General features: G+C 45.0%; 11 protein-coding genes and 1 pseudogene. 8 read left to right on the forward strand and 4 right to left on the reverse strand.

The genetic code is table 11. The annotated features are described in order from the left end of the window. Positions 1-288 precede the first annotated feature (288 nt). The 3 genes and pseudogenes from H9625_RS06005 to H9625_RS18030 all read left to right on the forward strand — a co-directional run bounded on the left by H9625_RS06005 (position 289) and on the right by H9625_RS18030 (position 6,093). A complete protein-coding gene (locus tag H9625_RS06005; RefSeq protein ID WP_191763439.1) occupies positions 289-3,303 on the forward strand; it encodes a SusC/RagA family TonB-linked outer membrane protein in 3,015 nt (1,004 codons plus the stop codon). Positions 3,304-3,323: 20 nt separating this feature from the next. Then, a complete protein-coding gene (locus H9625_RS06010) occupies positions 3,324-4,988 on the forward strand; it encodes a RagB/SusD family nutrient uptake outer membrane protein (RefSeq protein ID WP_191763441.1) in 1,665 nt (554 codons plus the stop codon). 188 nt (positions 4,989-5,176) lie between these two features. After that, positions 5,177-6,093: pseudogene (locus tag H9625_RS18030) on the forward strand (PD-(D/E)XK nuclease family transposase). 475 nt (positions 6,094-6,568) lie between these two features. On the opposite strand, the gene H9625_RS06020 reads toward H9625_RS18030, so the two are convergent. Beyond that, the gene (locus H9625_RS06020; RefSeq protein WP_191763443.1) at positions 6,569-7,471 is read right to left on the reverse strand and encodes a cation diffusion facilitator family transporter; all 903 of its coding nucleotides are present in this window, start codon (positions 7,469-7,471) and stop codon (positions 6,569-6,571) included. 219 nt (positions 7,472-7,690) lie between these two features. Between H9625_RS06020 and H9625_RS06025 the strand changes: the two genes are divergently transcribed. From H9625_RS06025 to H9625_RS06045, 5 genes are all read left to right on the forward strand, one after another. Beyond that, the gene (locus H9625_RS06025) at positions 7,691-7,867 is read left to right on the forward strand and encodes a hypothetical protein (RefSeq protein WP_022041188.1); all 177 of its coding nucleotides are present in this window, start codon (positions 7,691-7,693) and stop codon (positions 7,865-7,867) included. 58 nt (positions 7,868-7,925) lie between these two features. Then, positions 7,926-12,383 (forward strand): DUF5113 domain-containing protein, encoded by a 4,458-nt coding sequence (locus H9625_RS06030; protein ID WP_225226297.1) that lies wholly within the window; start codon positions 7,926-7,928, stop codon positions 12,381-12,383. Positions 12,384-12,442: 59 nt separating this feature from the next. After that, positions 12,443-13,165 carry a DUF5932 domain-containing protein gene (locus H9625_RS06035; RefSeq protein WP_022041190.1) on the forward strand — a complete coding sequence of 241 codons (723 nt, stop codon included), beginning with the start codon at positions 12,443-12,445 and terminating at the stop codon, positions 13,163-13,165. Beyond that, positions 13,155-13,877 carry an AbgT family transporter gene (locus H9625_RS06040; protein ID WP_191763445.1) on the forward strand — a complete coding sequence of 241 codons (723 nt, stop codon included), beginning with the start codon at positions 13,155-13,157 and terminating at the stop codon, positions 13,875-13,877. Before H9625_RS06035 ends, H9625_RS06040 begins: the two co-directional genes overlap by 11 nt. Before the next feature lie 180 nt (positions 13,878-14,057). Next, positions 14,058-15,152: a TlpA disulfide reductase family protein gene (locus tag H9625_RS06045; RefSeq protein WP_087211158.1), complete on the forward strand. Its 1,095-nt coding sequence runs from the start codon at positions 14,058-14,060 to the stop codon at positions 15,150-15,152. Positions 15,153-15,233: 81 nt separating this feature from the next. Here the strand turns inward: H9625_RS06045 and hisB are convergent, their stop codons facing one another. Genes hisB through hisD form a run of 3 tightly spaced genes read right to left on the reverse strand, consistent with a single transcriptional unit; the run spans position 15,234 to position 18,717 of the window. Beyond that, the gene (gene hisB / locus H9625_RS06050; protein WP_087211155.1) at positions 15,234-16,358 is read right to left on the reverse strand and encodes a bifunctional histidinol-phosphatase/imidazoleglycerol-phosphate dehydratase HisB; all 1,125 of its coding nucleotides are present in this window, start codon (positions 16,356-16,358) and stop codon (positions 15,234-15,236) included. Next, entirely contained in the window at positions 16,355-17,407 is a 1,053-nt protein-coding gene (gene hisC, locus H9625_RS06055; RefSeq protein ID WP_022041194.1) for a histidinol-phosphate transaminase, read from the reverse strand. The genes hisB and hisC overlap by 4 nt, the downstream gene beginning before the upstream one ends. Positions 17,408-17,442: 35 nt before the next feature. After that, positions 17,443-18,717, reverse strand: coding sequence for a histidinol dehydrogenase (hisD, locus tag H9625_RS06060; protein ID WP_087211152.1), 1,275 nt, complete (start codon positions 18,715-18,717; stop codon positions 17,443-17,445). Between the last annotated feature and the right edge of the window lie 19 nt (positions 18,718-18,736).

Here is an 18,736-nt window from a genome sequence, read left to right on the forward strand (position 1 = left end):
GTTTTCAATTGGAGAACGTACGGTTTTGATATGGAAACCATAAAAGGATGATGCCTGGATTGATAATATAATCCAATCCAATCAGGAATACCAATTATTTTAATGGCTTTTGGAATTTGATTATGATGCCCATAACATTATTCTTGGATTAATTCAACACCTTTCCATCCTCCCGGTTTAACAAGTTTGTAACAAGTTTAACGCACAAATGAAATATCGGTGAAATGCCCCTGCAAAACCGCTATTTGACTTTTGCAACGAATTTAAACCCTAATAAACAAACAACTTATGCAAAGCAAACTTATTACAAACAAACATGCGCTGAGGAAACTCTTCTCCTTGGCTGTTTTCTTATTGGTAAGTACGTATGCATTTGCCCAAAGTGCAGTAACCGGAACAGTTACCGATAAATCCGGTATGCCGCTGATTGGGGTAAGTGTAGTAGAAAAAGGTACTACAAATGGCAATGTTACCGACATTGATGGTAAATATTCAGTTAAAGTAGAAAAAGGAAAGACACTGGTATTCTCTTACATCGGATATCAGACACAAGAAGTGAAAGTAGAATCAAGCGTCATCAATGTTACGATGAACGAAGACAGCCAGTTGCTGGACGAAGTGGTAGTCATCGGTTACGGTTCAATGGAACGCAAAGACGTGACCAGCTCTATCACTACCGTAAAGGCGGAAGACCTGAATACTGGCGTAGTCACTACTCCTGCCCAATTGCTGCAAGGCAAAGTGCCGGGCTTAACCGTAGCTAACACCAGTGACCCGAACGGTTCGGCTTCGATCTCTTTGCGTGGTGCTTCTTCACTTCGTACGGGCGAGGCAATGGAACCCTATTATGTTATAGGCGGTGTGCCCGGTGTAAGCCTTTCATTGGTAGCTCCAGAAGACATTGAAAGCATTGATGTCTTGCGTGACGCTTCGGCTACCGCCATCTATGGTTCGAAAGCTGCCAACGGCGTAATCATCGTCACCACCAAGAAAGGCAATAAGGATGGACGTACCAACGTAAGTTACAGCGGATATGTAGCATGGGACAAGACGATGAAAACCGTAGATATGATGGATGCCAACGAACTGCTGACATATGCCAATGCAAACGACATAGATATTTCGGCTTATTATGATGCAAGTAACCCAGCCAATACCAACTGGCAAGATGAAGTGCTTCGTACCGGATTCAGCCACAACCATAATGTGTCTATCAACGGGGGTAATGAAAAAACCAGTTATAATGCTTCTCTCAACTTTCTCGAACGCCAAGGCGTAGTAAGAGGTACTAACATGGACCGCCTGACCGCACGTTCTTTCCTGCAAACCAAAGCATTCAACAACCGGTTGGACATCTCGCTGAGTCTGAATGCCAGCATCCGTAACAGTTCTACCGGTCCTACCGGCTCACAAGGACAAAGTGTTCTGGATGCCATGTATTATTACAGCCCATTGGTTCCTGTTAAGAATGCCGATGACTCTTGGTACAGTAATACATCCATTTCACAAAACTACAACCCGATGTCGATGGTCAATGAAGACCGTTACGATACTAAAGAAAAATTGCTGCAAGGTGTGGCCAAAGCCACTTTCCATATCATAGACGGTCTGGACTGGAATTTAAATCTCTCTTATCAAAACCAACAGTATATCTACAGCAATTACAACAGCAGCAAGACTCAATTGCCCAGCGTAGCAGCCCGAAACGGACAAGCAGACCGTAGCACGGTAGAAAACATCCGCAAACAGATGGAAACTTATCTGAACTGGAACCATACATTCAACGACGCACACAAGGTGGGCGTAATGTTAGGATACTCATGGGAACAGTCTGACAACAACGATGGTTTCGGACTGAGAGTATATAACTTCTACAGTGATGACCTGGGTTATTACAACATGGGTATGGCAAACAACATTGACATCAACGATGTTATCAGCAACAATCTTGCCACCCTGCGTATGATTTCATTCTACGGACGTGCCAACTACAGTTATAAAAGCAAATACTTGCTGCAAGCTACTGTACGCCGAGACGGTTCTTCGGCTTTCGGTGTTAACAATCGTTGGGGTACGTTTCCTTCGGTATCTGCCGCATGGCGCATCATAGAAGAAGACTTCATGAAAGACCAAGACATATTCGATGACTTGAAATTCCGTATCGGTTATGGTGTGAGCGGTAACTCATTAGGTTTCGATGCCTTCTATGCCCGTCAGGTATACGGACACACCGGATGGTTTACTTATGTAGATGCCAACGGTACTGAATCCGATTACCGCATCTTAGGGGCAACCCGTAACTCGAACCCAGATTTGAAATGGGAAAGCACCGGTATGTTTAATGTAGGTCTGGACTTTGGTTTTTTCAACAACCGCCTGACCGGTACCATCGAGTACTACAGCAAGAAAACCAGTGACTTGATTTACGACTATCCGGTTTCTACCAACCGCTATTCATACGGTGTAATGACTGCCAATGTAGGCGATATCAGCAACAAAGGTATTGAAATAACCTTGAATGCAGTACCGGTACAAACTAAAGACTTTACATGGAGTACTACCCTCAACCTTTCGCACAACAAGAACGTAGTAGAAAAGCTTTCTAACGAAACCTACTCGGTGAACTACATTGACCAAGCGAATCCGGACGTAGGTGGTTATTCCAGCACCAATGTACAACGCATCATGGAGGGTGCACCTATCGGACAATTCTACTTGTGGGAATGGGCAGGATATGATGAAAACGGTGGTTCTATATTTAATGACTATGACGAAAACGGAAATCTGGTAGGTGTAACAGATGCACCTGATGATAGCGATCGTCGTATGGCTGGTTCGGCACAACCTAAAATCACCTACGGATGGAACAATGACTTGACATGGAAAAACTGGACACTGACCGCATTTTTCCAGGGGGTAGCAGGGAACAAGATTTTCAATTCTACCCGTTGCTATTACAGCCAAGTGGGTCTGGTGGCTGCTGGGAAAAATGTACTGGCAGAAGTCGCAACCGAACAAAATCCACATGATTCACGGGCACAAGCTCCTTCTGATCGTTATTTGGAAAACGGTTCGTACCTCCGCTTGTCTACATTGACACTGGGTTACAACTTCGGCAAGATTGGCAACTGGGTGAACAACCTGCGTCTGTATGCTACGTGCAACAACGTCTTTACTATCACCGGTTATAGCGGTGTCGACCCAGAAGTAAACCTTGGCGGATTGACTCCCGGCATGGACTGGAGAAATACCAACTATCCGCGTACCCGCACGTTCCTTGTAGGAATAAACGTAAATTTCTAAATTAACAAAAAAAGACTTTTATGAAAACAAGACATATATTTTTTTCGGGTGCCTTATTGGCACTGACAAGCGTTGGGTGTACCGACCTTGACGTAGACATCAAATCCCAATATACAGAACTGCCTGACTCGGAGATTGCCATAGAAGCCACTATGAACAATGCTTTCTATGCATTTCGTGCAGCTATCGGACGCCGTTATGATGAAGGCGTATCCTGTAATTCGGATGAATACACCGCGGTCAGTTTCGATAGTGACTACTTGAACGGTCGTGACATGGCAAACTTCTCGTTACATATGATTGACCCGACTAATTCGGCAAACCAATTGAATGTGTACAACGATTTGCAGACGGGTATCACCAATTGCAACCGGGTCATTTTTGATTTGGGAGGCGAGGATGTCCCTGAAGTAGCTCCTGTACGTGCAGCCCGTGCTTTTTACACATTTATGATGATGGAGCACTGGGGAGACACGCCTATTCTCGACCATCTGCTGGCAGATGATGAACGCATAGACCGTTCTCCGCGTGCTGATGTAGCCCGTTGGATTGAATCGGAACTGCTTGCCGTACGTGACAATTGTTATGAAAACGTCGATGCTTCTACCTACGGTAAACCTACTCGCTGGATGGTAGATGCATTACTTGCCAAATTATATATCAACTGGAATGTTTATACACAGGACGTAACCAGTTCAAGCTGGGATCCAAACGCCACTAATGAAAAGTTAAACGATTGTATTGCTGCCTGCGACCGTATCATCGCTTCCGGATACTTTGATTTAAGCGATGACTACAAAACCAAGTTTATGTATAATAACGGCTATCAGATAAAAGATTTCATTTATGTGATGCCGTTCGATGCCTCTACAGCACAAGGAATGACATACGCCCGTTTCCGCACATGGCGCCGTGGACAAAGTGAAAACGGATTCTATAGCATTCCTCTAACTAATTCATTAGGAGGTAATATGACGTTGACACCGGAATTTGTAGAACTATTCAACCTTCCAGGTGACCGCCGTAACGATGTCATAGCCGGTAATGTAGGTGAGAACATTGATATGGAAACTTTTGATGTTTACCAATACAACAATGCTACCGGCGAACCGACTGATGTTCGCAATACATATGGAGGAGTGGATGTGACTTTCACCAAATCCATTACCTTAAAGTCTGACCCAACAGCTGATCCTCCTATCGTCCCGGATGGAGATCTCAATGTGGGTAACGACATGACCGGATGGACACAAGGATATCGCTCCATCAAGTTCTTCCCGAATGCTACAGATTATAACACCTATAGCCGTAACCAAAGCAACGACGTACCTGTATTCCGTTATGCGGATGTGCTGCTGATGAAATGCGAAGCCATCGTACGTGGCGGGACAGCGACCAACGGTGATACACCGATGAGCTTGTTTAATCAAATCCGTGCGTATGTCAATGCTCCTCAAATCGTTGGTGACCCCAGCCTGCAAGACATCCTGGACGAACGTGGTCGCGAATTTCTGGATGAACACTGGCGCCGTAATGACCTAATCCGCTTTGGTGATTTCGAACGCGACTGGGGGTTCAAAAACGACTTTAATCCGAACGCCAATGATCCAAGATACCGCTTATGGCCGTTGAGTCTTGATGTGCTTAATGCCAACACCAACTGGACACAAAACCCAGGATACTAAATGGACATTCATTTTTAATATTTCTAATAAGTCAAAACCTTGCATTGCAACCTGTCGTCGGGAGGACGATAGGGCAATACAAGGTTTTTTTATTCTTCATGCGGTCTCTCCCAAGCAGAAAATCCAAACTGTTTTTGTCCTAAATAAAATTAATTCCTATCTTTGCATCAAGCCATAAACATTTGAATATGAAAGATAATTTTATACGTTTCGACTGGGCGATGAAAAGGTTATTGCGCGACAAAAGCAATTATGTCGTGCTTGAAGGATTCTTGTCAACTTTATTGGAAGAAGATTTGCGCATCTCCCGCTTTTTGGAAAGTGAATCAAACCAAACAGATGAAACAGACAAATTCAACCGCGCAGATATCTTGGTAGAAGACAGCAAAGGGAGGCTGCTTGTCATTAAAATCCAAAACTATCGCGAACTATATTATTATCACCAAATGCTTTATGGGGCTTCTGACATCCTATCGCGATACACTGATGAGGAAACAGACTATAACAAGATATGCAAAATCTATTCCATCAATATTGTTTATTTCAGCATGATTAAAAGCAAGGACTATGCATATCATGGGGAAATAATCTTCCGTGGTTTACACGATTCAGACAACTTTCTAAAATTATCCGCCCGGCAGCAAGAAATTTTTACAGGCAAAGATGCAAAGATATCTTTCCTGAATATTATGTGTTGCGCGTAAATGATTTCGATAAAGTAGCAAAGACTCCTCTTGATGAATGGATTAAATTTCTCAAAACCGGAGAAATAGATAAAGAAGCTACTGCAAAAGGACTCCCGGAAGCAAGAGAACGGCTTCGTATCGACACGCTACCCGATGCAGAAAAGCGTGCCTATTACCGAGATATGGAAGCCCTGCGCTACCAACGCAGTGTTATTAAGACAGGCTGGGACGAAGGACATACAGAAGGATTCAAAGAAGGAAAAGCTAAAGGAAAAGCTAAAGGAAGAGCTGAAGGAAGAGCTGAAGGAGAGAAAATGAAAGCAAAAGAAGTTGCTAAAAGGATGAAAGAAATGGGACTTTCCGTAAAAAACATAATCCAATGTACGGGGCTTACACATGAAGAAATAGAAGAATTATAATCCTACATCATTTTACCACAGAGGATACGGAAACTTTCACTGCAAAATGAGATTTACCTGTAATACTCTGTGGTGAATTTTCATTATATAAATGCCAATTAGGAGTTAAAAGGGAGTTATAGGAAGTTATTGCCCACTTGGCGGGCTGGGAGTCAGATGCCACTACCTTTTTGCGCCGGTTTCAGAAGCAAGGCTATTGGCCTTTAACTCCTGAACGAAGTGATAACTCCTGTGAAGTATAACTACGTTTAACTCCTGATTCGCATTATATAAACTAATCATAATACTTCGTTAAATTTATTTGAATTCCGCAAACATCCCATGTAGGGGCGTATTGCATACGCCCGAATGCGCCAACTAATCCACGTGGATGTTTTCAGGGCGTATGCGATACGCCCCTACAATACGGATCAGTACTATTCATTATAAATAGTGGGTAATCCCTAAGAGAATTATCATCAGTCATAATGTATGTTTACCGGCAGCAGCACGAATCGTTGCAATGGCTTCCGGGAGATTCGCATTCTACGGTGCTGTGCTGAATGCCATGTTCGCACAGTTCTTCTTTTACAGCATGTTTTACGGTTTCCATTTGGGTCAGGTCTTTTAACACGATGTGGATGGTGGCTGCATTTTCGGTAGTGCTCATCGCCCATACGTGGAAATGGTGGAAGCTTTCCACGCCAGGTACTTCGGCGATGTGTTTCCTCACTTCTTGCAGGTTAATGCTTTCGGGTACGGCGTCTAAGGAAAGGAAAAGACTTTCTTTCAATAATTTCCAGGTAGAAACCAGTATCAAGAGGGCGATGGCTAAACTGATGAAGGTATCAATGAGTACAAATCCGGTCAACATGATGATGATGCCGGATATGACCACGCCTACTGAAACCAAGGTGTCCATTGCCATGTGAAGGAAAGCTCCCCGCACATTTAGGTCGTGCTTCTGGTTTTTCATCAGGAGCCAAGCTGTTACGCCGTTTACAATGATGCCGATGCCTGCCGTCCATGATACAGCTGCGCCTGATACGTGTTCGGGAGTTTTCAGCTTGTAAATGCTTTCGATAATAATGGCGCCTACGGCAATCAGCAGGATGATGGCGTTGAGCAGTGATACTAGCACTGTACTTTTTTTGTACCCATAAGTAAAATGTTCGGTGCTGCGGTGTTTTGACATGCGGAAAGCAAAAAGTGACAGCAGCAGGCTGAACACATCGCTCAGGTTGTGTCCGGCATCGGACAGCAGTCCCAGTGAATTGAAGATGAAGCCTGCACCGGCTTCGATGACGACAAAGAGCAGATTGATGACGATGCATACGATGAATATCGAGTTGAGCGATGTCAGCGTATGGTTGTGTTCGTGTACGTGTTGATGTGACATGATTCTTGTTATTTTATGTTGCTGCAAAGGTAAACGTAATCTTTAGGTTAGCCAATACTTGAAAGTCCGGATTTTGTATTCAATTTGTGTTTTTGCAACTTGGTTGCAATAGAATGGAACCGGAAATACTAAATAATGTAAAAAAGAAGGAGCGAACTGCTATACATTGGGTTATTTATATTTACTTTGAAAATGTTTAAGGTCAAAATAGAAAAAGCTATGAACGAATTAATTGCAAAAATCAAAGAATTGAATGAAGTTTTGATTGCAGATGCCGAATTGCAGGCTTCAAAAGGAAATAAGGCTGCAGGTACGCGTGCTCGCAAAGCTTCGTTGGAATTGGAAAAGGCATTGAAAGAATTTAGAAAAGTATCTTTAGAGGAATCTAAAAAATAACAATTCTTTCGACTGGAGCTAAGAGGTTGTACCATTTGGTTTTTATGTACCTGATGGTATGACCTCTTTTTTCATTGTCATGCAGGGAGGGATTATGCGGACATTACACGGTGCGGTTTGGTTATGGATGGTGTTTTTAGGGGTATGCCTGTCATGTGGCAGGCACACGGGACGAACGGATGCTTATTTGCGGGCGGATTCGCTGAACCGGACGGCTTATGCCATGCGTTACCGCGACCTGGATGCATCGGCGCAGGCTGCACGGGAAGCGTTTCGGCTGGCGGCTGGCAACTCTGACCTGCGTGCCGAGGCATTGAATAGTGAGGCTTTCTGTGCTTTTATGCGGATGGATTTCGAACATGCTTCCCGGCTGTACCGTCAGGCGCTTGGAGAAGGTGATAATGAAATCGAGTTCCTGATAGCTGATGTGGGAATGATGAAGATTTGCCAGCGCACGGCTATGAATAAAGAGTTTTATGATTACCGGAGCAGTGCACTTCGCAGGATGAAACGCATCCGTGAAGACGAGAAGCAGATTACCGACGCACATACCAGGCTTCGTCTGAACTATGCCATATCCGAGTTTTATATCGTTTCAGGTATTTACTTTTATTACCTTCAGCAGCAAGAGGCATCTTTGCAGGCTATAGATGCTATAGATGTGGATGCTATCCGGAAAGATACGGCGCAATGGTTGTATTATGTTTATATGCGGGGGTCAGGCGGTATGTATGAAGCTCCTACACGCGAGAAGTTGCTTGCGGGAGAGTTGGGGTATTTGGTCAATTGTTTGATGACTAGCCGAGCGAGAGGTTATGTTTATTTTGAGGCAAACGCGTTGCAGGCATTGGCCGAATTGTTGAATTTCCGGCGGAACCGTGAGATATTGTCCCGCAACAGCCGGGATATGTTACGTCTGGTAAACGACCGCGACCTGCCTCTTGACAGCCTTCCGCTTGCGTATGCGCGTCAGGCTTTGGATTTGTTCAAGCAATACGGTGACTGGTATCAGATTTCGGGGACTTACCGCACTTTGGCTACCTATTATAATTATATGGGTTGTCCTGAGAAAGCTTTGCCCAATCTGGATACAGCTTTGCAATATGTTAACTTGCATCATGAAAGGTTTTATCATTGTACCGATACCTTTGACCGCCTCCGCACGTATATTCCAGGCAGTGGACGTCCCATTGAATTGAAATGGATAGCTGATGAGGGCATTAAGACCGTTCCGGAGTGGATTCTGCGTCTGCGCGAACAGCTGAGCCGTACGTATTCGGCAATGGGGATGAAGCAGCAATCAGACTATAACCGGAATATTTACCTGGACTTGCTGGACTATACCCGGCAGGATAAGTTACTGGAAAGCCGTTATGCTGCTTTAGAGCGTGAAGAGAAACAGCTCAATGCATTGCTCTTTCTGGTATTGCTTGGACTGGGAATGCTGATAGGTCTGTTTGTCATGTTGAACCGGCGTTGGAAAAAACGGAACCGGCTGTATCTGTCTGTCTTGAAACAGGTGTTTGAATTGTGCCGGAAAATCATATCGGCTGTACCGGCTTCGGCAGAAGACATGAAAGAGGTAGTCGATGCGGTTCAACAGACTGTACGGGAAGATTTCCTCCATATATTCGGTGCCGTGGACATACAGATTTGCCTGAAGGATGAAGATACGGGGGTATTGTCCGATACATTGCCGTTTCTGTTGCCAGAGGGAACAACAGGTTTTCGTTTCGATTTGATTTCTTCCGAAGACGAAAAAGTTATCGGATGTGTCTGGATGGCTTTGAAGCATCCTTTGCATAAGGAAGGAAAAGCCTTGTTGCAATTGGTTTCGCCTTACCTGGCATGGACATTGGTCAATGGGGCTAATCTGGTTTCGCTTGATGACGAGCGCCGCAAGGTGGAGAAAGAGCAATATATCCACCAGCAACATCTGACAGAAAACAAGAAGGAAAATGTGGTGAAGAAAGCTTGTCTGGCTATCGTGACCGGCATTTTACCTTATATCGACCGTGTGGCCAATGAAGTGCGTAAGTTGAGGCTGGCTCCCTATGCCCGTCAGGAGGCAGTAAAGAGGGGGAAATATGTTTATATTGATGAATTGATAACTCGTATCAACGAGTACAATGATATTCTTGCCCTTTGGATTAAGATGCGCCAAGGGATAGTCAGCTTGAACATCGAGAATTTCTCCTTGAATGAATTGTTCGAAATGATAGGGAAGGGCAGGCGGTCGTTTGAAATGAAACGGCAGACCCTGGATATTTGTTCTACCAGTGCCGTGGTAAAGGCTGATCGTGCCCTGACTCTGTTCATGATTAATACGCTGGCCGAAAATGCGCGTAAATATACGCCTGAAGGAGGGCATGTGGAACTGAGGGCGGATGAAACTGATGCGTATGTGGAAATATCGGTTTCGGACAACGGACCTGGATTGACGGCAGAAGATGTGAACTGTATTTTGGGTGAGAAGGTTTACGATTCGGGTCATATCGGACTGGCTACGGCGGGTGATGTGCAATCATTGCGCAGCCAGAAAGGGCACGGATTCGGATTGATGAATTGTAAAGGCATTATTGAAAAATACCGGAAGACCAATGCCTTGTTTAGCGTGTGCTGTTTTGCCATCGAAAGCACACCGGGCAAGGGAAGCCGCTTTTATTTTCGTTTGCCCAAAGGGGTGAAACGGGCATTGTGTCTCATAGGGATCGTATTGGTGGCATGTGCCGGAACCAGTTGCGGCAGGCATGTTTCTGATGAGGTCCAGGCTCCTGGCCGGGTGGCTTCGTACGATAGTCTGCTGGCAATAGCAAATGATTATGCCAATCAGGTTTACGAGTGTAATGTGGAAGGTTGTTATGCCGATGCATTGGTTTATGCGGACAGTGTGCTCCGTTACCTCAATATGCATTATTTGTGCTATTCGGGATGCGATGCTCCGTTGTTGCAGCTGTATCGCAATGATAACGTGCTGGCAGAGCAAAGCTGGCTGGAGAAGGATTTTGATACCGATTATTACATTTTGCTGGATGTGCGCAACGAGTCAGTTGTAGCCGCTTTGGCTGTGAAAGATTTTCCTACTTATTATTATAATAACCTGGCTTATACTTCGCTATACAAGCAAATCAGCAAAGACCGTTCGCTGGAGCAGTATTGTGTGCAGATGCGTCAGTCTGCCAATAATAAAATCATTGCTTTGGTATTGTTGGTATTGCTTGTTGTCGCTTGTCTGGTGGGGTATTATTTGCTGTACTGGCGGAAGAGGGTGCATTACCGTTACAATATGGAGCAAGTGTTTGTCATAAACCAGGGGATTGTTTCATCGGTCCGGCTTAATGGAGACGGTGAAATTATGTCTGAGGTATTGTTTTCCAGGCTGATTGATGAGTTGAATGAACTTTTCCCTGTTTCAGCTTTGGGACTGGCGCTTTTCGATGAAGAAACGGCTGCATTGCGTTGGTATTTCTCTTTTCATACCGATGCTGATGAGGTACGCACATTGATGCAGCGGTGTTTCGACAAGCAGGCTGTGGTGTATGGTGAAGCATCGGGATGGATGACTTTGCCGCTTCGGGTAGAAGTGGGTGGTGAAATCCATCATATGGGAGTGTTTGCGCTGCAGGTCATGCAGCAAAGGCTGAACGAGGAAGATGTGTTGTTGGTAGAGCTGGTGGTAGATTATCTGGCGGCCGTATTGTATAATGCAGTGGTGCGGGTGCGCGAAAAATATACCGACATTGAGTTGGCTCAGGATGATGCCCGCAGGGTGTTTCACGAGGAAAATATGCTTCACGTACAGAATATGGTGCTCGACAACTGCTTGTCTACTATCAAGCACGAGACTATTTATTATCCCAACCGCATCAAGCAGATAATCGACCGGTTGAATGAAAAGGATGTGCTTCCGGAAACGGAAGAACAAGAGCAGTTGCAGACTGTGGATGAGCTGGTAAATTATTATAAGGATATTTTTACCTTGCTCAGTTCGTGTGCTGCCCGCCAATTGGATGAGGTGACTTTTCGTCGTGCTGAAGTCCGTGTAGAATACTTGAATGAAAGACTGGACCGCTATTTCCGGAAGGTTACCCGTAAATTGCCTTTCCAGCTTATGCTGGAAACTCAGATGCCTGAAGGACTGGCGGTCTCGGGCGACAGTGTCCTGTTGGAGTTTCTGTTCGAGAATCTGGTAAATGAAGTATTGCGTTATCCGGAATCTGGTACGATTACGGTATCAGCACAATTGGATAATGGATTTGTCCGGTTTTGTTTTACCGACAGGCGTCGCACGTTTACGCAAGAAGAATTGAATGGTTTGTTTTATCCCTCACTTTCGAGGATGTATGCCGGAAGTGGTAATAAACTGGTCGGAACCGAATTTCTGGTGTGCAAGCAGATTATACGTGACCACGATGAGTTTGCGGGCAGGCGGGGCTGTCGTATCAATGCATGTCCCGAAGAGGGAGGAGGATATACGGTATGGTTTACCATTCCGCAAAAAACAAATAAGGTATAACACAGAAAATCTATTGATATTAACCCATTAGCACATTATCAAATTATCACATTATAATTATGGAAAAGTTTAAAGTCATTATTGTTGAGGATGTGAAATTAGAATTGAAAGGTACGGAAGAAATCTTCCGTCATGAGATACCGAATGCTGAAGTGATTGGAACTGCAATGACTGAGGCTGAGTTTTGGGATTTACTTGATCAACAGACGCCGGATTTGGTTTTGCTTGACTTGGGTCTGGGAGGTTCCACCACTATCGGTGTATCTATCTGTGCCCGTCTGCATAAGGAGCGTCCAGGACTGAAGGTTCTGATATTCACTGGAGAGGTGCTGAACGAAAGGTTATGGGTAGATGCCTTGAACGCTGGTGCCGACGGCATCATATTGAAGACCGGTGAATTACTGACCGCTACTGATGTAGACGCAGTTATGGCAGGTAAGAAATTGGTTTTCAATTATCCTATTTTGGAGAAGATTGTGGAACGTTTCAAACAATCGGTGCTTGTCGAACAACGCAGGCAGGAAGCTTTGATTGATTATGATATTGACGAGTATGACGAACGTTTGCTCCGTCACTTGGCATTGGGGTATACTAAAGAAATGATAACGAATCTGAAAGGGATGCCTTTCGGGGTAAAATCCATTGAGAAACGTCAGAATGACTTGATAAGCCGTCTCTTCCGTCCTGACGAGCGTACCGGCGTCAATGCCTGCCGACTGGTGACCCGTGCTTTCGAATTACGTATTTTGGATATTGATAACCTGGAGCCTGATGACGAATAGGTATTTTTTGCATCCGGCTACTGTGTTCTTCTTGCTTACGTTGCTGGCAGCGTTTTTATCGTGGGTAGGAAGCATTTACGGCTGGGAAGGCATACAGAGCCTGCTCAGCGCCGAAGGTTTCCGCTGGCAATTACGTAATAGTGTGCCTGGGTTTCTGCATGCTCCTTTGCTGGGACATTTGCTGGTGCTGGCATTCGGTGCAGGGTTGTGGATGCATTCAGGATTGGGGGCACTTGGATTACGCTTGTTGCAGAAACGTGGAAAGTGTACCCGTAAAGAAAAGCGGGCATTGGGATGGAGTATCGTAGCGGGAGTCATATGTTTGTTTATCGGTATTGTATTGGCATGGGGACCGTGGGGTGTTGTGCGAAGTATAACAGGTGGGTTAAGAAACTCTCCATTGGCCGAGGGATTTACCAGTTTATTGTCGGTAATGGTAGGGATGATAGCTATGGTGTATGGCTTTGCAATCGATATGTACCGTACCGACCGTGATTTGGTACGAGGTCTGTCGTATGGCTTTGTTTATTTTTCGGGCTATTTTATTACATTGTTTTTCGTAGTGCAGTTTTTTGCCTCTTTACACTATACAGGGCTTGATGCCTTGTTAGGGATAAGTCCTGTAGCATTTCGCATCTGTTATACCGTATGTGCATTGGGCATGTTGTTTTTTTCGGGGAATAAGCCTGCAAGAGACAGGGACAACAGATGATGTGGTTTCTGGCTTTTTACAACAAAAGCGGGCAAAAAGAAAGAATCTGATAAGATTGAAAAGAGAAGTGTGATGATATTTGAGAAATTAAAAAATGTAAAAAAAAGAGGCGTGTCTCGTTTTGTCAAAGAAAAAGCGTATATTTGCTCAGCGAAAAAAAATTTATAATAATCATAAGATATGAAAACATTTTTGTGGATGGCAACCGCCGGTATGTTGGCGTTTGCTTCTTGTCAGAACAAGCCGGGTTACACAATTAACGGTACTATTGCCGATGTAGCTGATGGTGAGATGGTGTATTTGCAGAATTTTGTGGATGGACAGATGATTAACCTCGATTCTGCAGTAGTTAAAGGTGGGGCTTTCCAGTTCAAGGGAGATGCTGATACGATTGCTGCAAGCCGTATCGTATCCTATGCTCCGAAAGGTATGAGTTCCCCGGTATTCCTCGAAGCAGGAACTATTACGATGGAATTGAATAATGAACTGTCGAAGGTATCAGGTACTGTATGTAACGATGCTTACCAGAAGTTCATTGAAGAGTTTTATGCAATCAATAAAGAAATGCGTGCGTTGTATGAGCAGACTCAAAATGATTCATTGAGTGAAGAACAACGTAAGGAAGCCGAAGAACAGCTTAATGTGAAAGATAGCTTAAGCCGTGAAATTATTTATAATACAATTTCTTCGAATATCACCAATGTGGCAGGTGTACAGCTGTTGACTCGTTTTTCAAGCTCGTTCCCGTCAGAACGTATCCAGCCGTTGGTAGATCAGATTCCTGCTTCTATTGCTGCCAATAACGAAGGTGTCGCTCAGCTGAAAGAGCACTTGGCTACTTTGGCTAAGACTGCTGTAGGTCAGAAGTTTGTAGATTTCACCATGAATACTCCGGAAGGAGAAAGTGTAAAATTGTCTGACTTCATTGGCAAGAATAAATATACACTGATTGATTTTTGGGCAAGCTGGTGTGGTCCTTGTCGTGCTGAAATGCCGAATGTCGTAGCTGCTTATAAAAAGTACAGTGCCAAAGGTTTTGGTATCGTAGGTGTATCTCTTGACCGTGATGCAGAAGCATGGAAGAAAGCGATTAAAGATTTGAATATTACATGGCCGCAGATGTCTGACCTGAAAGCTTGGGAATGCGAGGGTGCCAAATTGTATGGTGTACGTGCTATCCCTGCTACAGTATTGGTAGATCAGGAAGGAAATATCATTGCGCGTGACTTGCGTGGTGAAGACATTGCTGCCAAGCTGGCTGAATTATTGAAATAATATAATTTATCTGATATAAAATAAACACCCGAGGGTGCATCTGTTTTAGATGTACCCTCGGCGTGTTTTATGGGGGATTATTTACAATGTTCCTTTGCTTGATGGTATTTCGAAGTGATAGATATCCCGGCGGATAGCCATTTTCAGGCTTCGGGCAAAAGCTTTGAAGATACCTTCTATCTTATGGTGTTCATTTTCACCTTCAGCACAGATGTTCAGGTTCATCCGGGCGGCATCGCTTAACGACTTGAAAAAATGCAAGAACATTTCGGTAGGCATATCGCCTATCTTTTCCCGGTGGAACGAGGCATTCCATACTAGCCAGGAGCGTCCTCCGAAATCGAGTGCTACCCGGCACAGACAATCGTCCATCGGTAGGCAATAGCCGTATCGTTCGATACCACGTTTGTTCCCCAAGGCTTGGTTTAAGCATTCGCCCAATGCTATTGCCGTATCTTCGATGGTGTGATGCTCATCTACCTCCAAATCTCCTTTTACATCAATGTCCAAGTCGATTCCTCCGTGTTTGGCTATCTGTTCCAGCATGTGATTGAAGAAGCCTAATCCGGTTTGTATGTGGCATGTACCATTCCCGTCCAGATTCATGCAGATGTGGATATCTGTTTCCTTGGTAGTGCGACGCACTTCTGCAGTACGTTCTCCGGCAAAAAGAAATTCTGCAATTTTGTTCCAATCGGTAGTGGCAAGGACACAGGTCTTTTTCAGGTCAGCCTCTTTTATCATTGACATATCCGGTTGTAATAAGATAGCCCGGCATCCTAGGTTTTTTGCCAGTTCTACATCCGTAACACGGTCGCCTATTACAAAACTGCCGGCAAGGTCGTATGTGTCATTGTCCAGAAAATCGGTCAGCATACCCGTACGGGGCTTTCGGGTAGGGGCATTCTCTTCAGGGAAAGAGCGGTCGATACAGATGCGGTCGAAGGTAATGCCTTCATTGGCAAAAGTTTTCAGTATGAGGTTATGTACGGGCCAGAAGGTTTCTTCGGGAAAGGAACTTGTCCCCAATCCGTCTTGATTAGTTACCATGACAAACTCAAAATCCAGTCTTGTCCGGATGAAATGCAGGTTGCGGAACACATAAGGATAAAATTCCAGCTTTTCGAAAGCGTCGAGCTGGTAATCGACAGGTGGTTCGATAACGAGTGTTCCGTCACGGTCTATAAAAAGGACTTTCTTTTTCATTTCGTATCAGATGTGCTATAGTTTCGTAATGCTTCCAGTAACTTGTCGTTTTCCGGGCGTGTGCCGATGGTAATGCGCAGGCAATCTTCGCAAAGTGTAACATTCGAACGGTTCCGTACGATGATGCCTTGTCCTACCAGATAGTCGTAAATGGCTTTGGCATGGGTTACACGTGTCAGGAAGAAGTTGGCATCAGTCGGGAATATACGTTTGCAGCACGGCAGTTGTGCAAATGCTTTCATTAATCGTGTGCGTTCTTCCAATACCGAATTTACCCACCGTTGTACCTCATAATGACGTTGCATCATGCTGATGGCCTCCTGCTGGGTAAGTCGGTTGATGTTGTAAGGGTATTTTATTTTCGTAAAGATGCCGATGATTTCCGGTGAGGCGAATGCCATTCCCAACCGGATGGCAGCGCACCCCCATGCTTTCGAGAAAGTCTGCAGGATAATCAGATTGGGATATTCGTCAAGGATACCTGTGAATGACGGCTGGTCGGAAAAGTCGGCGTATGCCTCGTCTACGATGACAATGCCTTGGAATTCATTGAGCAAGGTAATGATTTCCTTGGAGTCGAGGTTGTTTCCGGTCGGATTATTGGGCGAGCAGAGGAATATCAGCTTGGTATTGTTGTCTGAAGCGTTGAGCAAGTCTGCTGCTTTGAACTGGAACTTCTCATCCAGCAGTACTTTCCGGTATTCTACATCATTGATGTCTGCACATACCTGGTACATGCCATACGTAGGGTGTATGGCAACTACATTGTCTATGCCCGGTCTGCAGAAGGCACGGAATGCCAAATCAATAGCTTCATCGCTTCCATTGCCCAGGAAGATTTGTTCGGGAGCTACTTTTTTCACAGGGGAAATCAGTCCTTTCAGTTCCCGTTGCAACGGGTCAGGGTAACGGTTGTTGGGTATGTTATAAGGATTTTCGTTGGCATCGAGAAATACCGAAGCGCTTTTTCCGCTGTATTCATCACGGGCAGAAGAGTAAGGTTTCAGTGCCCATATATTGGGGCGTGTCAGTTCTTGTAACGGTTTCATTCGTTCACGGTTTTACGGTTTGTTTTCAGGTTTATTCAGTCGAGCCGTACGGTAACGGCATTTTTATGTGCATCCAGCTGTTCATTGGCCGCCAGTATTTGGATGGCAGGTCCTAAGCGCCGTATTCCTTCTTTCGTGATTTCCTGGAAGGTGATTTTACGGATAAAGCTATCCAGGCTGACTCCGCTATATGCCTTGGCATAGCCGTTGGTAGGTAAGGTATGGTTGGTACCTGACGCATAGTCGCCGGCACTTTCCGGAGCATACGGCCCCATGAATACCGAGCCGGCATTGACTATCTGTTCTGCCACATCTCTGTAATTTTGGGTCTCGATAATCAGGTGTTCGGGAGCGTATTCGTTTACCATGTCAATGGCTTCTGCTAGGTCTTTTACCAGAATCAGTTTGCTGGAACGGAGCGAAAGTTCGGTCAATGCTTTGCGGGGAAGCGTGGCGAGCTGGCGCTCTACTTCTGCTTTTGTCTTTTCCAGCAACTGTTCCGATGTGGTGATGAGGATGGCTTGGCTATCGGCACCGTGTTCGGCCTGAGACAGCAGGTCGGAAGCAACATATACCGGGCTGGCAGTTCCGTCGGCAAGTACGGCTACTTCCGATGGACCTGCAGGCATATCAATGGCTACTTCACGCAGGGACACCTGTTGTTTGGCTACGGTTACGTATTGATTTCCCGGACCGAATATCTTGTATACTTTGGGAATGCTTTCTGTACCGTAAGCCATGGCTGCTATGGCTTGTACGCCTCCCGCTTTGAATACTTTTTTTACACCTGCCATGCGTGCTGCGTAAAGGATGGCTGGGTGTATTTTCCCTTTTTGTCCGGGAGGGGAGCAGAGTACGATTTCCTTGCAGCCGGCTATTTGGGCGGGGATGGCAAGCATCAGTACGGTAGAGAAGAGGGGGGCTGTACCGCCAGGTACATATAGTCCTACTTTTTCAATGGCTACAGCTTTTTGCCAGCAGGTCACGCCCGGTGTGGTTTCTATTTTTTTGCTTTCGAAACGTTGGGCTGCATGAAAGGTACGGATGTTGGCTGAAGCTTGCCGGATGGCTTCTTTCAGTTCGGGTGCAATCATGTTTTCTGCTTCTTTAAATTCGGTTTCGTCTACGGCGAGCGATTCAAGTTTTACTTTGTCGAATTGTTCTTCGTATGCGATGATGGCGCGGTCTCCTTCGGTGCGTACTTTATTGATGATGGTGTTTACTGCATCGCGTATGTCTTCGGTATGGAGTGCCGAACGTTTCAGTATCTCTTTCCATTCGGAACGTTCCGGATAACGTATGATGTTCATAAGCGTTTTGAAGTTAAGT

The sequence above is a fragment of the Phocaeicola intestinalis genome (assembly GCF_014837065.1).
Lineage (GTDB): Bacteria > Bacteroidota > Bacteroidia > Bacteroidales > Bacteroidaceae > Phocaeicola > Phocaeicola intestinalis.